Source organism: Antricoccus suffuscus, assembly GCF_003003235.1.
Classification (GTDB): Bacteria; Actinomycetota; Actinomycetes; order Mycobacteriales; family Antricoccaceae; genus Antricoccus; species Antricoccus suffuscus.
Map to the genome: position 1 here is coordinate 215750 of NZ_PVUE01000001.1, position 15651 is coordinate 231400.

Below are 15651 nucleotides of genomic sequence, written 5' to 3' on the forward strand. Positions count from 1 at the left end.
CTCAGCGTTCCGCAGTACGTTGGCGAAGATGCTTCTTCACCACGAGGAGCGGAAGAAACATAGTGGCGATCATCGTGACAAGCCAGACGATGACACACGCGAGCACCCAGGTAGTGACTCCACGGATCGTCAGACCCGAACTCAACAGCGACGTAATTAGTAGAGCGATGAATGTGGAGAGTAAGCCAACTCCGCCCAGCAGCGCGGTCGCATTGCGATGAACCATCTTCGCAACAAAAGGGGAGAGGATCGCCTGCAGGACTCCGAAAATCACCACCACTATTAAGAACGACCCCCACTGGATCGTCATCTCGTCGAGCGTGAACTTTGCTGCGAGCAGACCGATCGCACAAGACGCGAGGAACACAGCGGCGCTGATCGTCATTCTTAGCACGGTGCGCCTATCCGTCGTCTGATGGTAGCCAATGGTTTCTCCCGGCGTGGTTCCGAATTCGGACTCTTCTATCGCGCGCCGAATAGGCGATCGTAACGATGAGCGTAGTCCGCTGACAAGGCTTGCGGGAAGCGAGCCATGCCGATTAACACTCCTCCTTAGAAGGTCGTCCATCGGCTAGGATTTATCCAACTACTCGGCCGTTGGATAGGCGGTCACTAAGAGGGTGGGCATACAGAATGCGAATCAACGTCCTGCGGCACCGATTCCGGCGTACATCATTGACGGCGCTGATCGTCGCGCTACCCATAGTGTTGAGTGCCTGCGCAGCAGGCAGTACGCCGCAATCCTCCTCCTCGGAGTCGAGTCAGCCGGCGGCGAGCGGGAATTCCGCCGCGAAATCCGAGCTTGATTCCCAATCCTTCGCGGCAACAGCCATCGAGAAAGGCCCGGCAATCGTCACTGGCTCAAAGATTGAGATATCCTTCGTAGAAGGAAGAATCGTGGTTAACGCCGGATGCAACACCATGACCGGCGGGGTCTCGCTCGAGGCCGGCACTGTCGTCGTCAAGCACTTAGCTTCGACAATGATGGCGTGCGAACCTGGACTGACGGCTCAGGACGCGTGGCTCAATGAGTTCCTCGAGTCAGGCCCGAAGTGGTCCCTCGTGGGAGAGGCACTCACACTCGATAACGGCACAACGTCGATCATCCTTGAGAGGGGCTGATCGACGCGGTGGCCGCTATTTGATCGGTCATGCGTTTTGACAGAGGGGCTGGTGGCGTCCGGTCGCTACCCACGGCGCAATAGTATCGCGGCGTGACGAGCGACCGAACGACGACGACGGATGTTGTGTGTCGAGTTGAGAGGCCGGATTTAGAACTTCACGGGCTCGAAGGTGGCCAACGCCCAGATCACGAGTGCGTCGATCACCATTATTTTGATCGCCCACACGGAAAGTGCGGAAGCCATAGGAAGTTGGTGATCATGGAAGCGAGGCGAAAACGAGCCCAGTGACACGCGCCCAGGACGCGCCGCGAAGCAAGAAGATGCCCACTACGAAAAGCGCGATCCCAAAAATGAATGTATCCAGCCCGAAGCTGTAGTAGTGAAGTCAAATGTGTAGTCAGGTGGAGCGACAAAGATCTTGTCGCCACCGATTCCGACGAAGCCCTAGATCGCCTGAAGTATGCCGGCGATGAGCGCGAAGCATGCCGCGAATACGGCGATACCCTGGGCCCAGATAGTCGGATTGCGCTGAGCCGACCCGTTAGCCATGGGGGAGTTCTTTCGCCAGTGAGCGTGCTCTGTGGATTGCATTGTCGGGTAGCCGACCGCACGCGACTAGTTCAGCAGTCGTGTCTTCTGCGTGTTGAATTCCTGTTCGGTGAGTACACCGGAATCACGGAGTTCCCCGAGTTGTCTCAACTGCGCAATCAAATGATCGGTGTCGATCTCCGGCGCTGGCGCGGGGCCGTCAGGTTGGACGACCACGTCTTGGCCTTGGCCCTCGCGGGCGGCTCTGCGTTGAGCGACGCTGCCCGCCACTGTCGCCGCCGTGCCGGCAACGACGGCTCCGCGCGCCGCCGACCTTAATAGACTCGGTCGCGCCGATCCGGCTCCTCTTCGTCGAAACATTTGCCTTCTCCTTTGCTAGTTCCTCACATGGTTAATTGTTTGTTGCTCTATCCCGTAGCTGGCTGTTCTGCCAGCGTCACGGTGGTGGTCCGTTTGGTACCGGACCGAACGTAGGTCACCTCGACGGTGTCGCCGGGTTTCTTTGACAGCGTGATCGCCTGTATTCGGTCTGCATCGCGGGCGTTGGTGCCGTCGAGGCGTGTGATGACGTCGCCTTGACGGAGCTGGGCCTGAGCGGCCGGACCGCCTGGTGCGACGGAAACGAGATAGAGCCCGGTCGTCGAGGAGTTCACTTGGATCGGTGCGACGGCGATCCCGAAGTAACTGTGCACAACTGTGCCGTTCTTGATCAGCTCGTCTGCGACGGTTCGGGCAGCGTCGGAGGGGATGGCGAATCCCAGACCGATGCTGCCGGCGACCGGCTCACCCCGCGAGTCGGGCGCGGTAGCTCCAGCGGTGGGCACCCCGACAAGTTGGCCGTCGCAGTTCGCTAAGGTCCCACCACTGTTGCCGGGATTAATAGCCGCGTCCGTCTGGATCGCTGCGACCAACAAAGCGGTGCCGCCATTGTCGGATGGGACCCGGATTGTACGGTTTAGTCCGCTTACGATCCCCGCTGTGACGGTGTTTGATAGGCCCAGTGGCGCGCCGACCGCGAACACTGGTGCGCCGACTTTCACGCGTGGATTAGCCGCGAACGTGACCGGTTTGAACTTCGAGCCCTTCGCCTTCAGTACCGCGATGTCGGTCTGCGGATCGCGGCCGACGATCTGCGACTGGTACTCAGCGCCGCTCTCCAGCTGAATGGATACAGACCCTCCGGCCGCCCCCGGTGACACCACGTGGTTGTTGGTCAACACGTACCCGTCCTTGCTGAGGAACTCTCCAGATCCGGTGCCTGCGGGTGATCCGCTCGAGTCCTGGACATGGATCGTGACCACCGACGGCATGACCTTGTTCGCGACATATACTGCGGCGCACTGCTGCCCTCTTTCGCCGGTGCTGCCGCCTGACCGACTGATGGTGATCGAAGTGATCAATGCGGCTATCGCAACCAGTGCCGCCACGGTCGCGACGATAATCGCGATCCGTGACGGCCTGACGTCCGTAGTCATCGGGGACTCGGCTTGACCTAGGCGACTGGTTGGCCGGACGGTGCGCCAAGAGCCTGGCGCTTGAGTTGCTCAAACTCTTCCTGCGTAATGGTTCCAGACTCAAGCAGTGCCTTAGCGTCCGCGATCTCGGTTGCCGCTGACCGCCCAACCACGTCGCGCAAGTAGCCCTCTGTCCGCTGCTGAGCACTCGCGGCGCGGGCGTGTTCGCGTTCGGCCATGCCACGACCCCGGGCGATGAGGTAAATCAGCGCGGTGATGACTGGAATGAAGACGAGTCCGATGATCCACAGCGCCTTGAATCCGCCCGACAAGGTCCGGTCACGAAAGATGTCGACCAGAACGTGAAAGAGGACCATCAGATAGGCAAAGAATACGAAGATTTCAATGACAAGCCAGAAGAAGTTCCAAAACGAGTTCATCGTGCTCCTTGTGTGTAGGCAGTCCGAGTCCCTCGGACAGCTGACTGGGTGTGTTGGGTAGCTGGGCGATTGCCACAACGGTGGCGGGATTAGGTCAGAAGCTCACCGGCTCGCGGATGATCGGACAAGTCATGCAGTGGCCGCCGCCGCGCACTCCTCTGAGCCCTGCGCGATGGGCTGCCGATCGAGTCTGCGAATGCAACTAGTGGTCTAACTGCGTCGAACGACGACGGGTCCCGCAGAACCTCCGCTGTCCCCCGTTTGGCCACAACGCCACTCTCGTATCCCGGCCAACAGAAACTCCGCTGGCATCAACTGCAGATTAGCGTGTGGCCTGGCTTAAAGCCATACCTACTTGTAGAACCAAATTCTAGATCACAATCGCTCGGGCTTCGTTCCCTTTCTATCGCGACCCATTGCCCGAACCCTAATGACAAGTAGAAGAATGCCGCCGAGGAATACCGGCATCACATACGTCAGCGCGCGAAACAACAACACGCCGCCGACGACGCTGTCGTCGAACTGCTCGGCGACCATTGCCCCGAAGATCGCCGAGTAGCCGAGTTCGAGCACGCCGACACCGCCGGGTGTGAGCGGTACTGACAGCAAGAGTCGAGCGATCGTGAATGTTCCAAGTCCGGTCAAGATCCCCAGTGCGCTCGTGGGCAGGCCGCATGCGTACATGCAGCCGATCATGAGTGCGGCCTGTAGCCAGAAGACCGCCAGTACGACGCCGACGAGGCGCGCCTTGCGCTCGCGGACTATCTGCACGGTGTCGCTGCGCCACGTGGTGATGGCGCTTTCCCAGGTGTCCGCCGCGACTTTGCGACTTAGCCAGGCTGACCGGCCAATCAGCCAAATCGCCGCACGCGCGCACCAGCGGCAAGCCGCCGGGCTGGTAATCAGCGCGATCACCACACCGGCGATCGCGACCGCAACGATACATACGATCACCGCGGTGGTGCGCATTCCCGATGTGTCTTCGGATGATTGCGGCACGGACAACATGATGACGAGACCGACCACGGTCATCAGGAGCACGCACAGGGTCGTGCCCAGTCCGGCGGCGGCGTACGAGCGCGTGTAGTTCGCAGTGGTGATGCCGAACGGGCGCAGGAACAGCGCGCGCGCAGGCACTGTCGCGCCGGGCACGACTGCGCCAACGGCCATCGAGGCGGGCTGGGTCGAGATTGCCGCCCACGGCCTGAGCCCCGGAAGCGCGGCGGACAAGACCAACGACATCAGCACGAGAAGTGCCAGACCTGCGACGATGAGCGCGATGGCTGCCGAGGCGTGCATCGACGTGATTGAGTCCCAGATTTCCGCGTAGTTGGCGATGCGGGGAATGATGACACCGAAGACCAGCCAGAGCACGACGACCGTCAGAGCCACAGACAGGACCTGCACAAGCGGATGTTTCTTTTTCGGTATCTGTGTGGACTCGCCTGCGGATGTCACGATTCTGTAATCCCCTCCGATGGCAGATCGGTCCCGCAGAACTGTGCCTTCAGATAATCGGCGGTGGGCAGATCCACCGCGCCACTCAGGTTATGTTGGCCCGGTCAGTAGGGCAACGCTACGTTTCCCGTGCACGAGTCGGTGTTAAGAGGCAGGTAACGGACTCGCGCTCTAAGCGTGCGGGTATTGCATGTGTGCGGAGAGCGTCCCGAGACACTGTCGATGTCTCTCGGTACGACGCCGGGATCGGATCAGGTCCAGGCGATGATCGACCGGGCGCAGAAGGCAGCGCACGATGCGGGAAAGATCTTCGGGCTTGCCTACGGCGCCGCGCCGGATGCTGTGCGTGCCGGTTTCGAGCGCGGCATCGATTTCGCAGTCAGCGGAAATGACAGCGGGCTGCTCGCCGCCGCCGCCGTAAACCTGGTCACCGAGGTGCGCGGCTAGCCTACGCCCGGTATCGCCGCAGAATTGTTGCGTTGCGTCCGGCAGAGTGGTTGCAATAGCGACCACCTTGCCGGACGTAAACGTCTGGTGACCAGCGTGCCGGGCCTACGCTGGGATGAGAACTCTCGGTGAGGTGGTCTCATGTTTCGTGCCCCGCTGCTCATGGCCGCTCGTTCGACAAGGCTGCGCGAGCTCGTCGAACGGTCGAGGCTGTCGCGCCCGGTGGTCGCACGATTCATTGCCGGCCGTAATCGAGACGAGGTTCTGCGGTCGACCGAACTGATGCTTAAGGGCGGACTGCTGGTCTCGCTCGATCATCTCGGGGAGGACACGACCAACGCGGCACAAGCCGGTCAACTGACCGCGTCGTACGTCGACATCCTGGACGCAATTAGCGAGTGCGGCTTCGGAGCGCAGGCCGAAGTGTCGATCAAGCTGTCCGCGATCGGCCTGGCACTGCCGCACGGTGCGACCATCGCGATGCGCAACACCGGGATCGTATGTGCAGCAGCGCAACGCGCAGGTACGACGGTGACCATCGACGCCGAGGACCATGCGACGACCGATGCTGGGCTCGAACTCGTACGCGAGCTGCGCGTCGAGTTTCCGTGGGTGGGCACGGTGTTGCAGGCGTACTTGCGGCGAACCGAGGAGGACTGCCGCGCACTTGCGGACGCTGGATCCAGGGTGCGGCTGTGCAAAGGTGCGTACCGTGAGCCCGCGTCCGTGGCATTCCAGGACAAGGGCGAGGTGTCTGCGTCGTACCGCCGGTGTCTTGATGTGCTGATGGGCGGCGCGGGCTATCCGATGGTCGCGACCCACGACCCGGCGATGATCACGCACGCGCTCCTGGCGGCGACCCGCAATGGGCGCGGCGTCGATGACTACGAACTGCAAATGCTCTACGGAATCCGCGTCGACGAACAACGGCGGCTGGCCGACGCCGGTCAGCACGTGCGCGTATATCTCGCGTACGGCGATGAGTGGTACGGCTACTTCATGCGCCGGCTTGCCGAGCGTCCTGCCAACCTTCGCTTCTTTCTGCGGGCTCTCGTCACGCCTGGTTAGAAACTTGCACGCATGCAATGATGCAATAGCGCGGTGGGACGGGCCCGCAGCGAAGCTGGGACGATCACATGAGCGCAGACACCGAACGGGCCATCGACCGCCGCCTAGGCACTCGCGACGCAGGCAGCCGTGATCGGGAAATTCGCGCCCCAGAAACCAACACCCTGGTTCCTTTGTTCATCGGCCTGATGCTTGCGATGCTCTTGGCCGCGCTTAATCAAACCGTGCTGAGTACGGCGCTGCCCACGATCGTCGGCGAGCTCAATGGCGTCCACCAGATGACCTGGGTGATCACGGCCTACATCCTCGCCTCGACCATAGTGATGCCGATCTACGGCAAGGTCGGCGATCAGATCGGTCGGCGCGGGTTGATGTTCACCGCGATCCTGTTGTTCGTCAGCGGCTCGATCATCGGTGGCCTCGCGCAGGACATGACATGGCTGATCATCGCGCGCACGGTTCAGGGTCTCGGCGGTGGCGGGTTGATCCTGCTGTCGCAGGCCATCATCGCCGACGTCGTACCGGCGCGCGAGCGCGGCAAGTATATGGGCATCATGGGCAGCGTTTTTGCCGTCTCGTCCGTTGCCGGGCCACTGCTCGGCGGCTGGTTCACCGAAGTTATCGGCTGGCGATGGGCGTTTTGGATTAACCTGCCCCTCGGTGCGCTCGCCTTGGGTGCCGCCCTTATCTTCCTGAAACTGCCTCGGCAGGCCCGCGGCGCGGGACGATTTGATGTCGTCGGTATGGCGCTGATGATGGTCTCGTCCAGCTGTTTGATACTGGTGGCGACCTGGGGAGGTAACGAATACGCGTGGAGCTCTGGAGTAATCCTCGGTCTGATCGGCGCCACCGTCGCGACGGCGTACCTGTTTGTCATGGTCGAGCGGCGCGCCTCGAACCCGATCATTCCCTTGCATCTTTTTAAAGAGCGCAACTTCAATCTCACTACGACCGCCGGTCTTTTTACCGGGATAGCGATGTTCGGCGTCCTGGGCTATATGCCGACATATTTACAGATGGCGACCGGCGCCAACGCCACCAAAGCGGGTCTACTGATGGTCCCGATGATGGCCGGGTTTCTCGTCACCTCGATCGTGACGGGACAGATGGTCAGCAGGAGCGGCCGCTACCGGATGCTGCCCATCGTCGGCTCCTTCGTCTGGTCCCTTGCGCTGTGGCTGTTGTCGATAATGACCGTCCAGACGCCCGTCTGGCTGATCTGCGCATACCTGTCCTTGCTGGGTATCGGCATCGGCATGGGTATGCAGATCCTGGTCCTCATCGTCCAGAACTCCTTCCCCAACAGGGAGGTGGGCACCGCTACGGCGTCCAACAACTTCTTCCGGCAGATCGGCGCTTCACTCGGCTCTGCGGTTGTCGGCAGCCTTTTCGCTACCCGGCTGGTCGACCTTCTCGCGCAGCGCATGCCCGCGGATGCGCTCAGTGCCGGCGGGGGCAGCAACCGGCTGACCCCCGAGCTAGTCTCGAAGCTTCCCCCGGAGTTGCACGAGCCTGTCGTCTCGTCGTACAACGATGCGCTGGCGCCGATCTTCATGTACATGGTGCCGCTCGGTATCGCCGCGGCACTGCTGCTGTGGTTTGTGCACGAGAAGCCGCTCGCCACGACCATCGACCGGGAGGTCGCGATCGAACCGGCAACTGAAGGATTTGTCAGCCTACGAAACCGCGCCCGCTGACCGGCCGGATTCATCAAGCACGGCCGTCGTTCACGAAGGCAAACGTGTGAGGCCAGGTCGCGCCCGGGTGCCCTGCGTGAGATATAGGAAGCCCCCGCGGTTAAACGGGGGGATTGCGGGGGCTTCTACGACGAGCTCCCGGGGGGAGGGCGTCGCATCATCTCGGGAGCGACCCGAGATGCCGCCGACTATAACCTGTAATTGGGGTCGGCCGGTGCACCGGCGTCGTGACACGCGTGGCGTGGGCGGGCTGTTGGCGCTGGGGGTTTGGTGGGTTACACTTTGCGTGCATATTTCTCGGGGGAGGAAGCGCGCACCGGTTTCGCCTAGCGAGCGAACGCCTCGGAGCGGTACTAGTCTTTGGGGGACACCTAACCGGCAGACGCGCGAAGCCCCGCCACCGACAAGGTGATCTTGTCGTCGCTGGCGGGGCTTTTCCGATTTCTAGGACAGCGTGAATGCTCGAGTTGCGGCGGACATCCGTCCGAAGTGTCAGTGGCAGTTACGCACTGAGCGTGCGAATCGCTTCGACGAGCAGCCAGACGCCGAAGATGAAAAAGAGTGCCGCGGCGCCGTACCGAATGGCCTTCTCCGGAAGCGCCTTGCCGAGGGCCATGCCGATGCCGATGGCCAGTACGTCGGCCGCGACCATGCCGAGCGTGGACCCGATCCAGACGCCGAGCCAGCCGTGGTCGGTCGCGAGAGTGATGGTGGCGAGCATGGTCTTGTCGCCGAGCTCGGCGAGGAAGAACGCCGTACCCACGGCAATAATCGCGGACTTCTTGGTCCGATTGACCTTGTCTTTCTCCTCATCGGTGAGATGGTCGCCGTGCAGCGTCCAGAAACCGAAGGCGATAAACGCCACCGCGGCGGCGAGGCTGATCCAGCCGGTCGGCAGGGAGGCACCGAGGCCGTAGCCGATCCCGACGGACACAAGGTGCACGAGGGCGGTCGCCGCCGTGATGCCGATGATGACCGGCCAGATCTTGAAGCGGGTAGCGAAGGTTAGCGCCATCAATTGTGATTTGTCGCCGAGTTCGGCGACGAAGATGACCCCGAAGGAGAGAAGTGTGCTGGCGAGGATCGCGTCCACGTCGGCCTTTCGTTCGGGCCGGGTGAGGTCGGGGGCGACTTCGACCCGGCAGATAGACGTCTGCATAGGTCGAAGGTCTCGCCCGCCCCACCTAAGTGAGGCCGCCCGGCCGGACACAACGGAATCCCGAAGCGTCAGTATGTCGACCAAGACGTTGGGGGCTACTCCCCTTCGCGTACTGGGCAAGCATACCGACCGGTGTGCCGCGCCGCCTGCCGCGGGGTCGGTCTCGGGTCCGCCCCGGTCGGCCAGCCCCGCGCGTCCGGACGCGGACTCCCGCGTGACTGTGCGAGGCCGGATGCGATGGGGACCAGGCCAGACGGATGGCCAATCCGGTTAAAGGCGCTGGTTGCGCAGGCGGAGCGCGTTGCCGATCACGCTGACCGACGACAGGGCCATCGCCGCCGCCGAGATCATGGGAGACAGCAGGAGCCCGAACGCCGGATACAGCACGCCGGCGGCAAGCGGAATCCCGAGCACGTTGTAGACGAAAGCGAAGACGAGATTCTGTCTGATGTTGGACATCGTCGCCTCGGACAACTTGCGGGCGCGCACGATACCGGTCAGATCGCCCTTGAGCAGGGTGATCCCGGCGCTCTCGATCGCGACATCGGTGCCGGTACCCATTGCGATTCCGACGTCCGCCGAGGCCAGCGCGGGAGCGTCGTTGACGCCGTCGCCGGCCATTGCGACGACCCGACCCTCGGCCTGCATCCGCTCGACGACAGCACTCTTGCGATCTGGCAACACTTCGGCTTCAACATCATCGATCCCGAGCCGGCGAGCGACAGCTTCGGCGGTGGTCCGGTTGTCGCCGGTGAGCATGATGACCCGGATGCCCTCCTCGTGCAGCGCGCTCAGCGCTTCCGCGGTGCTGGTTTTGACCGGGTCTGCGATCGCGAACACGGCGACCGCCTTTCCTGCTGCACCGGCGAAGATGACGGTAGCGCCGTCCCGGCGCAACTCGTCGGCCCGCGCGTCCAGCGCGGACGTGTCGATGCCTTCGTCGGCGAGGTACGCCGCATTGCCCAGGATGACGACCGTGCCGTCGACCGATCCTCGGGCGCCTTTGCCGGTTGGTGAGTCGAAGTCGCTCGCCTCCGGGATCTCCACTCCGTCGTCGTTCGCCCGGTTCACGATCGCCGACGCGAGCGGATGCTCGGAATGACGTTCGACCGCGGCGGCGAGCTTCAGCGCCTCGGACTCGTCGTACCCGTCGACGGTGACGATCTGGGTGACGGACGGTTGCCCCTCGGTGAGGGTGCCAGTCTTGTCGACGACGATCGTGTCGACCTTTTCCATACGCTCCAGGGCCTCGGCGTTTTTGATGAGTACGCCGAGGGATGCGCCACGTCCCACCCCGACCATGATCGACATCGGCGTCGCCAGGCCGAGCGCACACGGGCAAGCGATGATTAGCACGGATACCGCGACAACAAGCGCATATGTAAAGGCCGGAGACGGGCCGAAGATCGACCAGACGATAAACGCGACTATGGCGATCCCAATGACGGTCGGCACAAACCAGCTGGCTACCTTGTCGGCCAGGCCCTGAATTGGTGCCCGCGAACGTTGTGCCTCGGCGACCATCGCGACGATCCGCGCGAGCATGGTGTCGTGACCGACGTTCTCGGCCCGGATGATAAGAGCACCCGTCTGGTTGACTGTTCCACCGATGACCGTGTCCCCGGTCGACTTGGTGACGGGCATCGACTCTCCGGTGACGAGGGATTCGTCGAGGGACGAGCGGCCACTTTCGACTGACCCATCCACCGGCACCTTCTCGCCGGGGCGGACACGGAGGCGGTCGCCGGTTTGTACGTCGTCGAGCGGGATTTCGTGATCGCCGTCGTCGTCGATGCGCAGAGCGGTTTTCGGCGCGAGGTCGAGCAGTGCCTTGATCGCGCCGGAAGTCTGGTCGCGGGCGCGCAACTCGAGCACCTGGCCGAGCGAGACAAGCACCGTGATCACGGCGGCTGCCTCGAAGTAGACCGCGACGGTGCCTTCCCTCGATCGGAACGAGTCGGGGAAACCCCCAGGCGCGACCGTAGCGACGATGCTGTAAAGCCACGCAACCCCTGTGCCGAGCGCGATCAGCGTGAACATGTTGAGTTTGAGGGTTCGTAGTGAGATCCAGCCGCGCACGAAGAATGGCCAGCCTGCCCACAGCACGACCGGCGTCGCGAGCACGAGCTGAATCCAGCTGGACACGGTCGGCGAGATGAGCCCGGCGAAGAGGTGTTCTCCCATCGCCAGCACAAACACCGGGACAGTGAGCGCCAGGCCGATCCAGAACCGCCGCGTCATGTCTGCCAGCTCCGGGTTGGGGCCGCTGTCAGCGGTGACAACGACCGGCTCTAGCGCCATTCCGCAAATGGGGCAGGCGCCTGGCCCGGAACGGCGTACCTCGGGGTGCATGGGGCAGGTGTATTCGCCGGCAACGCCTTCCGCCGACAAAGTGACTGTCGTTGTATGGCTGCCGTGCTGGTGCTCAGTCATGTCGCTCCTCGATCGATTCGGCGGGTCGCCGTCCCGATCGAGACTATACCCCCTAGGGGTATATTCGGCTACCGGCTGACTGTGACGAGTCGTGTCAACGGATGGCGGGTTGGGCGGGGCCGGAGCTTAAAGCGGCAGACGCACAAGCAATCCGCCGCCGAGCTGCTGAGTGGGAAGTTGCTCGATCGTGGCGCGTTCGCCGCGGAACGGGTCGTCGACGACGGTCAGCGGCGCGTCGAAGAGCATCTCTGTACGTCGATCAAGCGAGTACGGCGCCCACGCCGGCACGTGCTGGTTGTTGGGATCTCCGGTCCGCGCGAAGGCCAGCCAACTCTCGCTCATGGCTTCAGCCAGTGCGGCGGTATCGGCCGACGGTCGGCCCGCGACATGATCAGGCTTGTCGACATTGTCGAACATGAAGGGGAGGTCGAGCGTGTGTGGCGAGAAAAGTGCACCGCCGCGGAACGGAGTACGCCACATCAGGCGGTAGGCGAATACCGGTGCGCCGCCGAGCTGCGCCTTGCGCTCGGCCTGTAGGAGCGAGTCAAGCCAGTAGGTGCGCGCCGTGCTTATCAACGCGTACAGTTCCGGCGGCGATGCGTGCGAGTTGGATGCACGGAAGACCTCGATGACCTCTGTGGCCACAGCCGCCGGCAGATAGCGCGCCAGGCGGGTCGGTAGGTCCTCATCAGTGATCGACTTGGTGTCTTCGCCTGCCACGAAAGAGAAGTAGGACAACTCCGTGCGGCAGGTGCCGACAAGGAGCGGGATGTTAGCGGAAGTCGCCGGTGCGACCGGATCCCACGGATGAGCGTCAAAGACCGCATCGTCGAGCACGGGTGTGAACCGTTGGCCGGTTTCCCGCTGTACGGCGATATTGGCGTCGATCAGGTCCTGTATCGGTAGAGCCTGGAGGGCGGCGACGTCGCCCACCGGCAGCCCGACTTTCTCGAAGAGGATCGTCGCTAACCGCGTGGCATCATCGCGTGCGGTCAGTCGAAGATGCGATCCGCTCTGGACGATTCCCCGGTGAAAGAGCCCTTGCGCGGCAGGCGATGCCATCGCCAGGCTGACCTTGCGTCCGCCGCCGGACTCCCCAAAGATGGTCACGCAATCCGGGTCCCCACCGAACTGCGCGATGCTGTCGCGGACCCATTCCAAAGCGGCGACGATGTCGAGGAAGCCGACGTTGCCCGACTCGGAAAATTCCTCGCCCGCGAGATCGCCAAGGAAGCAGTGGCCAAAGAGCCCGAGCCGGTGGTTGATGGTGACAACGACGACGTCTCCGCGCCGGCATAGGTTGGCCCCGTCGTACAACTGTCGTGAACCGCTACCAGCCTCGAACCCGCCGCCGTGCAGCCACACCATAACCGGCCGGGTGCCTGGGCCGACGGCAGGTGTCCACACGTTGAGTTGCAGGCAGTCTTCCCCGACGACCGGTCGGTCTTGCGCGGACGTGCCGCCTTCGGCCAGTCGGCCGGGCGACTGAGGCGCGGTCTCGCCGTACCGCAGACATTCGCGCACCCCCGTCCAGGCGGCGGCCGGCTGTGGCGGGCGGAAACGGTTGGCACCGGATGTGGGTGCGCCGTACGGGATCCCTTTGAAGACGCGGATCTCCCCGTCGCGTGCGCCGCGGACGCGGCCGTACGGCGTATCGACCATCTCGGTCGGGCTATGTGTGGCGTGTGACTCAGGCATCTTCGAACGTTATCAGCACCGGCGCCGCCGGCCCGGGGCTCAAGTAGCGCTGACGGTGAGGATCGGCTTCTGGTTGAGCGTCTGGAAAACGACGCAGTAACGCTCGGTCAGTTTCAGCAACGTTTCGAGACGCTCCTTCGGCTCTGTGGTGTCGATGTCGAAGCTGAGCCGGATCTCGCTGAATCCGACGGGAGCATCCTTCGCGACACCTAGGGTGCCGCGGAAATCGAGGTCGCCCTCGGCCTTCACCCGAGCATCTTTGAGGTCGAACTCGAGAGAGGTGGCGACGGCCTTGAGAGTGACTCCCGCGCAGGCGACGAGCGCCTCGAGCAACATGTCACCCGAGCAGAGTTCGCGTCCCGAGCCACCGCTGGCGGGGTGTAGCCCGGCCACCGCCAGCGCACGTCCGGTGTCGACCTTGCACGCGATCGCCTGGTCGTCGACGCTGCCTTCGGCATGCAGCGTGACCACCGCGCTACCAGGCGCCTGGCGATATTGCTCCTTCAGTGGGCCTTGTGTATTTTTCAGCGTGGTCGCGTCCATCGGGATCTCCTCGTGATGTGGCAGTTCTGTGATCATCTTCCGCCCCGGTGCCGCGCCGCGAGATAGAGCCCACCCAAAGTGTCCATTTCATGGTGGGATGGTCACGTGAGCCGCGAAGTCGAACAGACCAACCGTCGCCTCCTCAGGGCGCGCGATGCCATGGATCGCGCGTACGCCGAACCGCTCGATATCCGCAGCCTCGCCAGCATCGCGCACGTATCCGAGGCTCATTTCATCCGTACGTTCAGTGCGACTTTTGGCGAGACCCCACACCGTTATCTGCAACGACGTCGCGTCGAGCGTGCGATGTTTCTACTGCGGCGTACCGAAAAGAGCGTCACCGACGTTTGCATGGAGGTCGGGTTCTCGAGTCTCGGCACGTTTAGCCGCACCTTCAGCGACATCGTCGGGGTATCGCCTACGACCTACCGGCAACGCGGCGAAGTGATTCCCTATGTGCCGAGTTGCTTCGTCATGGCGTGGACGAGACCGAGCAGTTTTGGAGAAGCCCGCGACAAGACTCGCTAACTAACGTCGTACCCATCAACTAGTTGTCGCATCGCGACAGAGACAGGGAGACCACCATGCTCAATTCCATCACGCAGTCCCAGATCTACGTACTCGACCAGGACGAGGCGCTCGACTTCTACGTCGGCAAGCTCGGGCTGGAGATCGGCAATGACGTCGATCTTGGGTTTATGCGCTGGCTGACGGTGCACGTCCCGGGTGAACCGGACCACCAGATCCTGCTCGAGGTGCCGGGCCCGCCGTCGATGGACGCGACGACCGCGGAGCAGGTCCGGGAGCTTGTCACCAAGGGTGCGATGGGTGGTTGGCTCTGCCTGAGCACTGACGATGCGAAGAAGACCTACGACACTTTGAAAGAACGCGGCGTCGAACTTACCGACGGGCCGACGCAGCAGGCGTATGGCACCGACTTCGGCCTGCGTGACCCATTCGGCAACCGGATCCGAATCGCGCAGCTTGCGAAGGACGCCTAGTTCACGTCAAGCACGAAACCGACGCCTCGGGTAGGTATTTGCCTGCCCGAAACGTCGGTTTGATCGCCGAAACTCGAATTAGATCGGGCCAAGCACGCGTGACGCTTCCTCGAAGTGGGGCGCACTGACGTGGACCTCGTAGTTGGCGGCCTCAAACGTCTTGACGCTCGCGAAGTCGCGCTTGCCGCGAGTCGACCAATGCGCCATGTAGCCGAAGACCGCACCCCAAACCGCGCCGAAGATCAGGCCGCCCAGGATGAGCCCCCACCAGTTGACGCCACTCGCGAACAGTCCGAACAGCAAACCGATAAACAGGCCAAACCACGCACCGCTCGCGGCGCCGGCGGCCGCCGCCTTGCCCTTGGTCATGCGGCCCATGACCTGCTCGACTGACCGCAGTCCGGTGCCGACAATACGCACGTTTTCGACCGGGAAACCCTTATCCGACAGCTTATCTACGATGGCCTGGGCCTCGGCGTACGAGGTCGTCTCGCGCAGAATGTGCGTAGCCACCGGTGCCGAGGGTTGCGGGTTATTCATCGACTGGTTAAACATCGGGACTCCTCGTTGGCGTTTGTCT

The 15651-nt window shown here is 62.8% G+C and carries 17 protein-coding genes; 6 read left to right on the forward strand and 11 right to left on the reverse strand.

Annotation, left to right across the window (positions count from 1 at the left end; genetic code table 11):
* Position 1: 1 nt before the first annotated feature.
* A complete protein-coding gene (locus CLV47_RS01060; protein WP_238145157.1) occupies positions 2–385 on the reverse strand; it encodes a phage holin family protein in 384 nt (127 codons plus the stop codon).
* Between the two features lie 290 nt (positions 386–675).
* On the opposite strand from CLV47_RS01060, the gene CLV47_RS01065 reads away from it, so the two are divergent.
* Complete coding sequence (locus tag CLV47_RS01065) at positions 676–1122, forward strand: META domain-containing protein (protein ID WP_170110902.1); 447 nt, start codon at positions 676–678, stop codon at positions 1120–1122.
* A 258-nt stretch (positions 1123–1380) separates the two neighbouring features.
* On the opposite strand, the gene CLV47_RS22715 is transcribed toward CLV47_RS01065, so the two are convergent.
* From CLV47_RS22715 to CLV47_RS01085, 5 genes are all read right to left on the reverse strand, one after another.
* A complete protein-coding gene (locus tag CLV47_RS22715; RefSeq protein WP_420313790.1) occupies positions 1381–1488 on the reverse strand; it encodes a DUF7144 family membrane protein in 108 nt (35 codons plus the stop codon).
* Between the two features lie 251 nt (positions 1489–1739).
* Positions 1740–2033, reverse strand: coding sequence for an SHOCT domain-containing protein (locus CLV47_RS22720; RefSeq protein ID WP_106347147.1), 294 nt, complete (start codon positions 2031–2033; stop codon positions 1740–1742).
* Positions 2034–2080: 47 nt separating this feature from the next.
* Positions 2081–3148 (reverse strand): S1C family serine protease, encoded by a 1068-nt coding sequence (locus CLV47_RS01075; protein ID WP_106347148.1) that lies wholly within the window; start codon positions 3146–3148, stop codon positions 2081–2083.
* A gap of 17 nt (positions 3149–3165) precedes the next feature.
* A complete protein-coding gene (locus CLV47_RS01080) occupies positions 3166–3567 on the reverse strand; it encodes an SHOCT domain-containing protein (RefSeq protein ID WP_106347149.1) in 402 nt (133 codons plus the stop codon).
* Positions 3568–3942: 375 nt separating this feature from the next.
* On the reverse strand, positions 3943–5025 hold the full coding sequence (locus CLV47_RS01085; RefSeq protein WP_170110903.1) for a lysylphosphatidylglycerol synthase transmembrane domain-containing protein: 1083 nt from the start codon (positions 5023–5025) through the stop codon (positions 3943–3945).
* Positions 5026–5247: 222 nt separating this feature from the next.
* On the opposite strand from CLV47_RS01085, the gene CLV47_RS01090 reads away from it, so the two are divergent.
* The 3 genes from CLV47_RS01090 (at position 5248) to CLV47_RS01100 (ending at position 8237) form a co-directional block, all read left to right on the forward strand.
* On the forward strand, positions 5248–5472 hold the full coding sequence (locus tag CLV47_RS01090; RefSeq protein WP_106347151.1) for a hypothetical protein: 225 nt from the start codon (positions 5248–5250) through the stop codon (positions 5470–5472).
* 141 nt (positions 5473–5613) lie between these two features.
* A complete protein-coding gene (locus CLV47_RS01095) occupies positions 5614–6540 on the forward strand; it encodes a proline dehydrogenase family protein (protein ID WP_106347152.1) in 927 nt (308 codons plus the stop codon).
* A gap of 68 nt (positions 6541–6608) precedes the next feature.
* Positions 6609–8237: an MDR family MFS transporter gene (locus tag CLV47_RS01100; RefSeq protein WP_106347153.1), complete on the forward strand. Its 1629-nt coding sequence runs from the start codon at positions 6609–6611 to the stop codon at positions 8235–8237.
* Between the two features lie 502 nt (positions 8238–8739).
* Here the strand turns inward: CLV47_RS01100 and CLV47_RS01105 are convergent.
* From CLV47_RS01105 to CLV47_RS01120, 4 genes are all read right to left on the reverse strand, one after another.
* Entirely contained in the window at positions 8740–9396 is a 657-nt protein-coding gene (locus CLV47_RS01105) for a TMEM165/GDT1 family protein (protein WP_202862310.1), read from the reverse strand.
* Positions 9397–9666: 270 nt separating this feature from the next.
* Complete coding sequence (locus tag CLV47_RS01110; protein ID WP_106347154.1) at positions 9667–11829, reverse strand: copper-transporting P-type ATPase; 2163 nt, start codon at positions 11827–11829, stop codon at positions 9667–9669.
* Positions 11830–11955: 126 nt separating this feature from the next.
* The gene (locus CLV47_RS01115) at positions 11956–13527 is read right to left on the reverse strand and encodes a carboxylesterase/lipase family protein (RefSeq protein ID WP_106347155.1); all 1572 of its coding nucleotides are present in this window, start codon (positions 13525–13527) and stop codon (positions 11956–11958) included.
* Between the two features lie 39 nt (positions 13528–13566).
* Positions 13567–14106, reverse strand: a complete 540-nt coding sequence (locus tag CLV47_RS01120) for an OsmC family protein (protein WP_238145158.1) — start codon at positions 14104–14106, stop codon at positions 13567–13569.
* A gap of 69 nt (positions 14107–14175) precedes the next feature.
* On the opposite strand from CLV47_RS01120, the gene CLV47_RS01125 reads away from it, so the two are divergent.
* Together CLV47_RS01125 and CLV47_RS01130 are read left to right on the forward strand one after the other, a co-directional pair.
* Positions 14176–14598, forward strand: a complete 423-nt coding sequence (locus CLV47_RS01125; RefSeq protein ID WP_177557452.1) for a helix-turn-helix domain-containing protein — start codon at positions 14176–14178, stop codon at positions 14596–14598.
* A 56-nt stretch (positions 14599–14654) separates the two neighbouring features.
* Positions 14655–15071, forward strand: a complete 417-nt coding sequence (locus tag CLV47_RS01130; RefSeq protein WP_106347157.1) for a VOC family protein — start codon at positions 14655–14657, stop codon at positions 15069–15071.
* A 78-nt stretch (positions 15072–15149) separates the two neighbouring features.
* Here CLV47_RS01130 and CLV47_RS01135 read toward each other — a convergent pair whose 3' ends face one another.
* Positions 15150–15626: a YflT domain-containing protein gene (locus CLV47_RS01135; RefSeq protein WP_238145159.1), complete on the reverse strand. Its 477-nt coding sequence runs from the start codon at positions 15624–15626 to the stop codon at positions 15150–15152.
* Between the last annotated feature and the right edge of the window lie 25 nt (positions 15627–15651).

Coding starts and splice junctions, on each gene's coding strand:
- CLV47_RS01060 (WP_238145157.1), bottom strand. CDS start 385: ATGACGATCAGCGCCGCTGTGTTCCTCGCGTCTTGTGCGATCGGTCTG.
- CLV47_RS22720 (WP_106347147.1), bottom strand. CDS start 2,033: ATGTTTCGACGAAGAGGAGCCGGATCGGCGCGACCGAGTCTATTAAGG.
- CLV47_RS01075 (WP_106347148.1), bottom strand. CDS start 3,148: ATGACTACGGACGTCAGGCCGTCACGGATCGCGATTATCGTCGCGACC.
- CLV47_RS01080 (WP_106347149.1), bottom strand. CDS start 3,567: ATGAACTCGTTTTGGAACTTCTTCTGGCTTGTCATTGAAATCTTCGTA.
- CLV47_RS01090 (WP_106347151.1), top strand. CDS start 5,248: ATGTCTCTCGGTACGACGCCGGGATCGGATCAGGTCCAGGCGATGATC.
- CLV47_RS01095 (WP_106347152.1), top strand. CDS start 5,614: ATGTTTCGTGCCCCGCTGCTCATGGCCGCTCGTTCGACAAGGCTGCGC.
- CLV47_RS01100 (WP_106347153.1), top strand. CDS start 6,609: ATGAGCGCAGACACCGAACGGGCCATCGACCGCCGCCTAGGCACTCGC.
- CLV47_RS01105 (WP_202862310.1), bottom strand. CDS start 9,396: ATGCAGACGTCTATCTGCCGGGTCGAAGTCGCCCCCGACCTCACCCGG.
- CLV47_RS01110 (WP_106347154.1), bottom strand. CDS start 11,829: ATGACTGAGCACCAGCACGGCAGCCATACAACGACAGTCACTTTGTCG.
- CLV47_RS01115 (WP_106347155.1), bottom strand. CDS start 13,527: ATGCCTGAGTCACACGCCACACATAGCCCGACCGAGATGGTCGATACG.
- CLV47_RS01120 (WP_238145158.1), bottom strand. CDS start 14,106: ATGATCACAGAACTGCCACATCACGAGGAGATCCCGATGGACGCGACC.
- CLV47_RS01130 (WP_106347157.1), top strand. CDS start 14,655: ATGCTCAATTCCATCACGCAGTCCCAGATCTACGTACTCGACCAGGAC.
- CLV47_RS01135 (WP_238145159.1), bottom strand. CDS start 15,626: ATGTTTAACCAGTCGATGAATAACCCGCAACCCTCGGCACCGGTGGCT.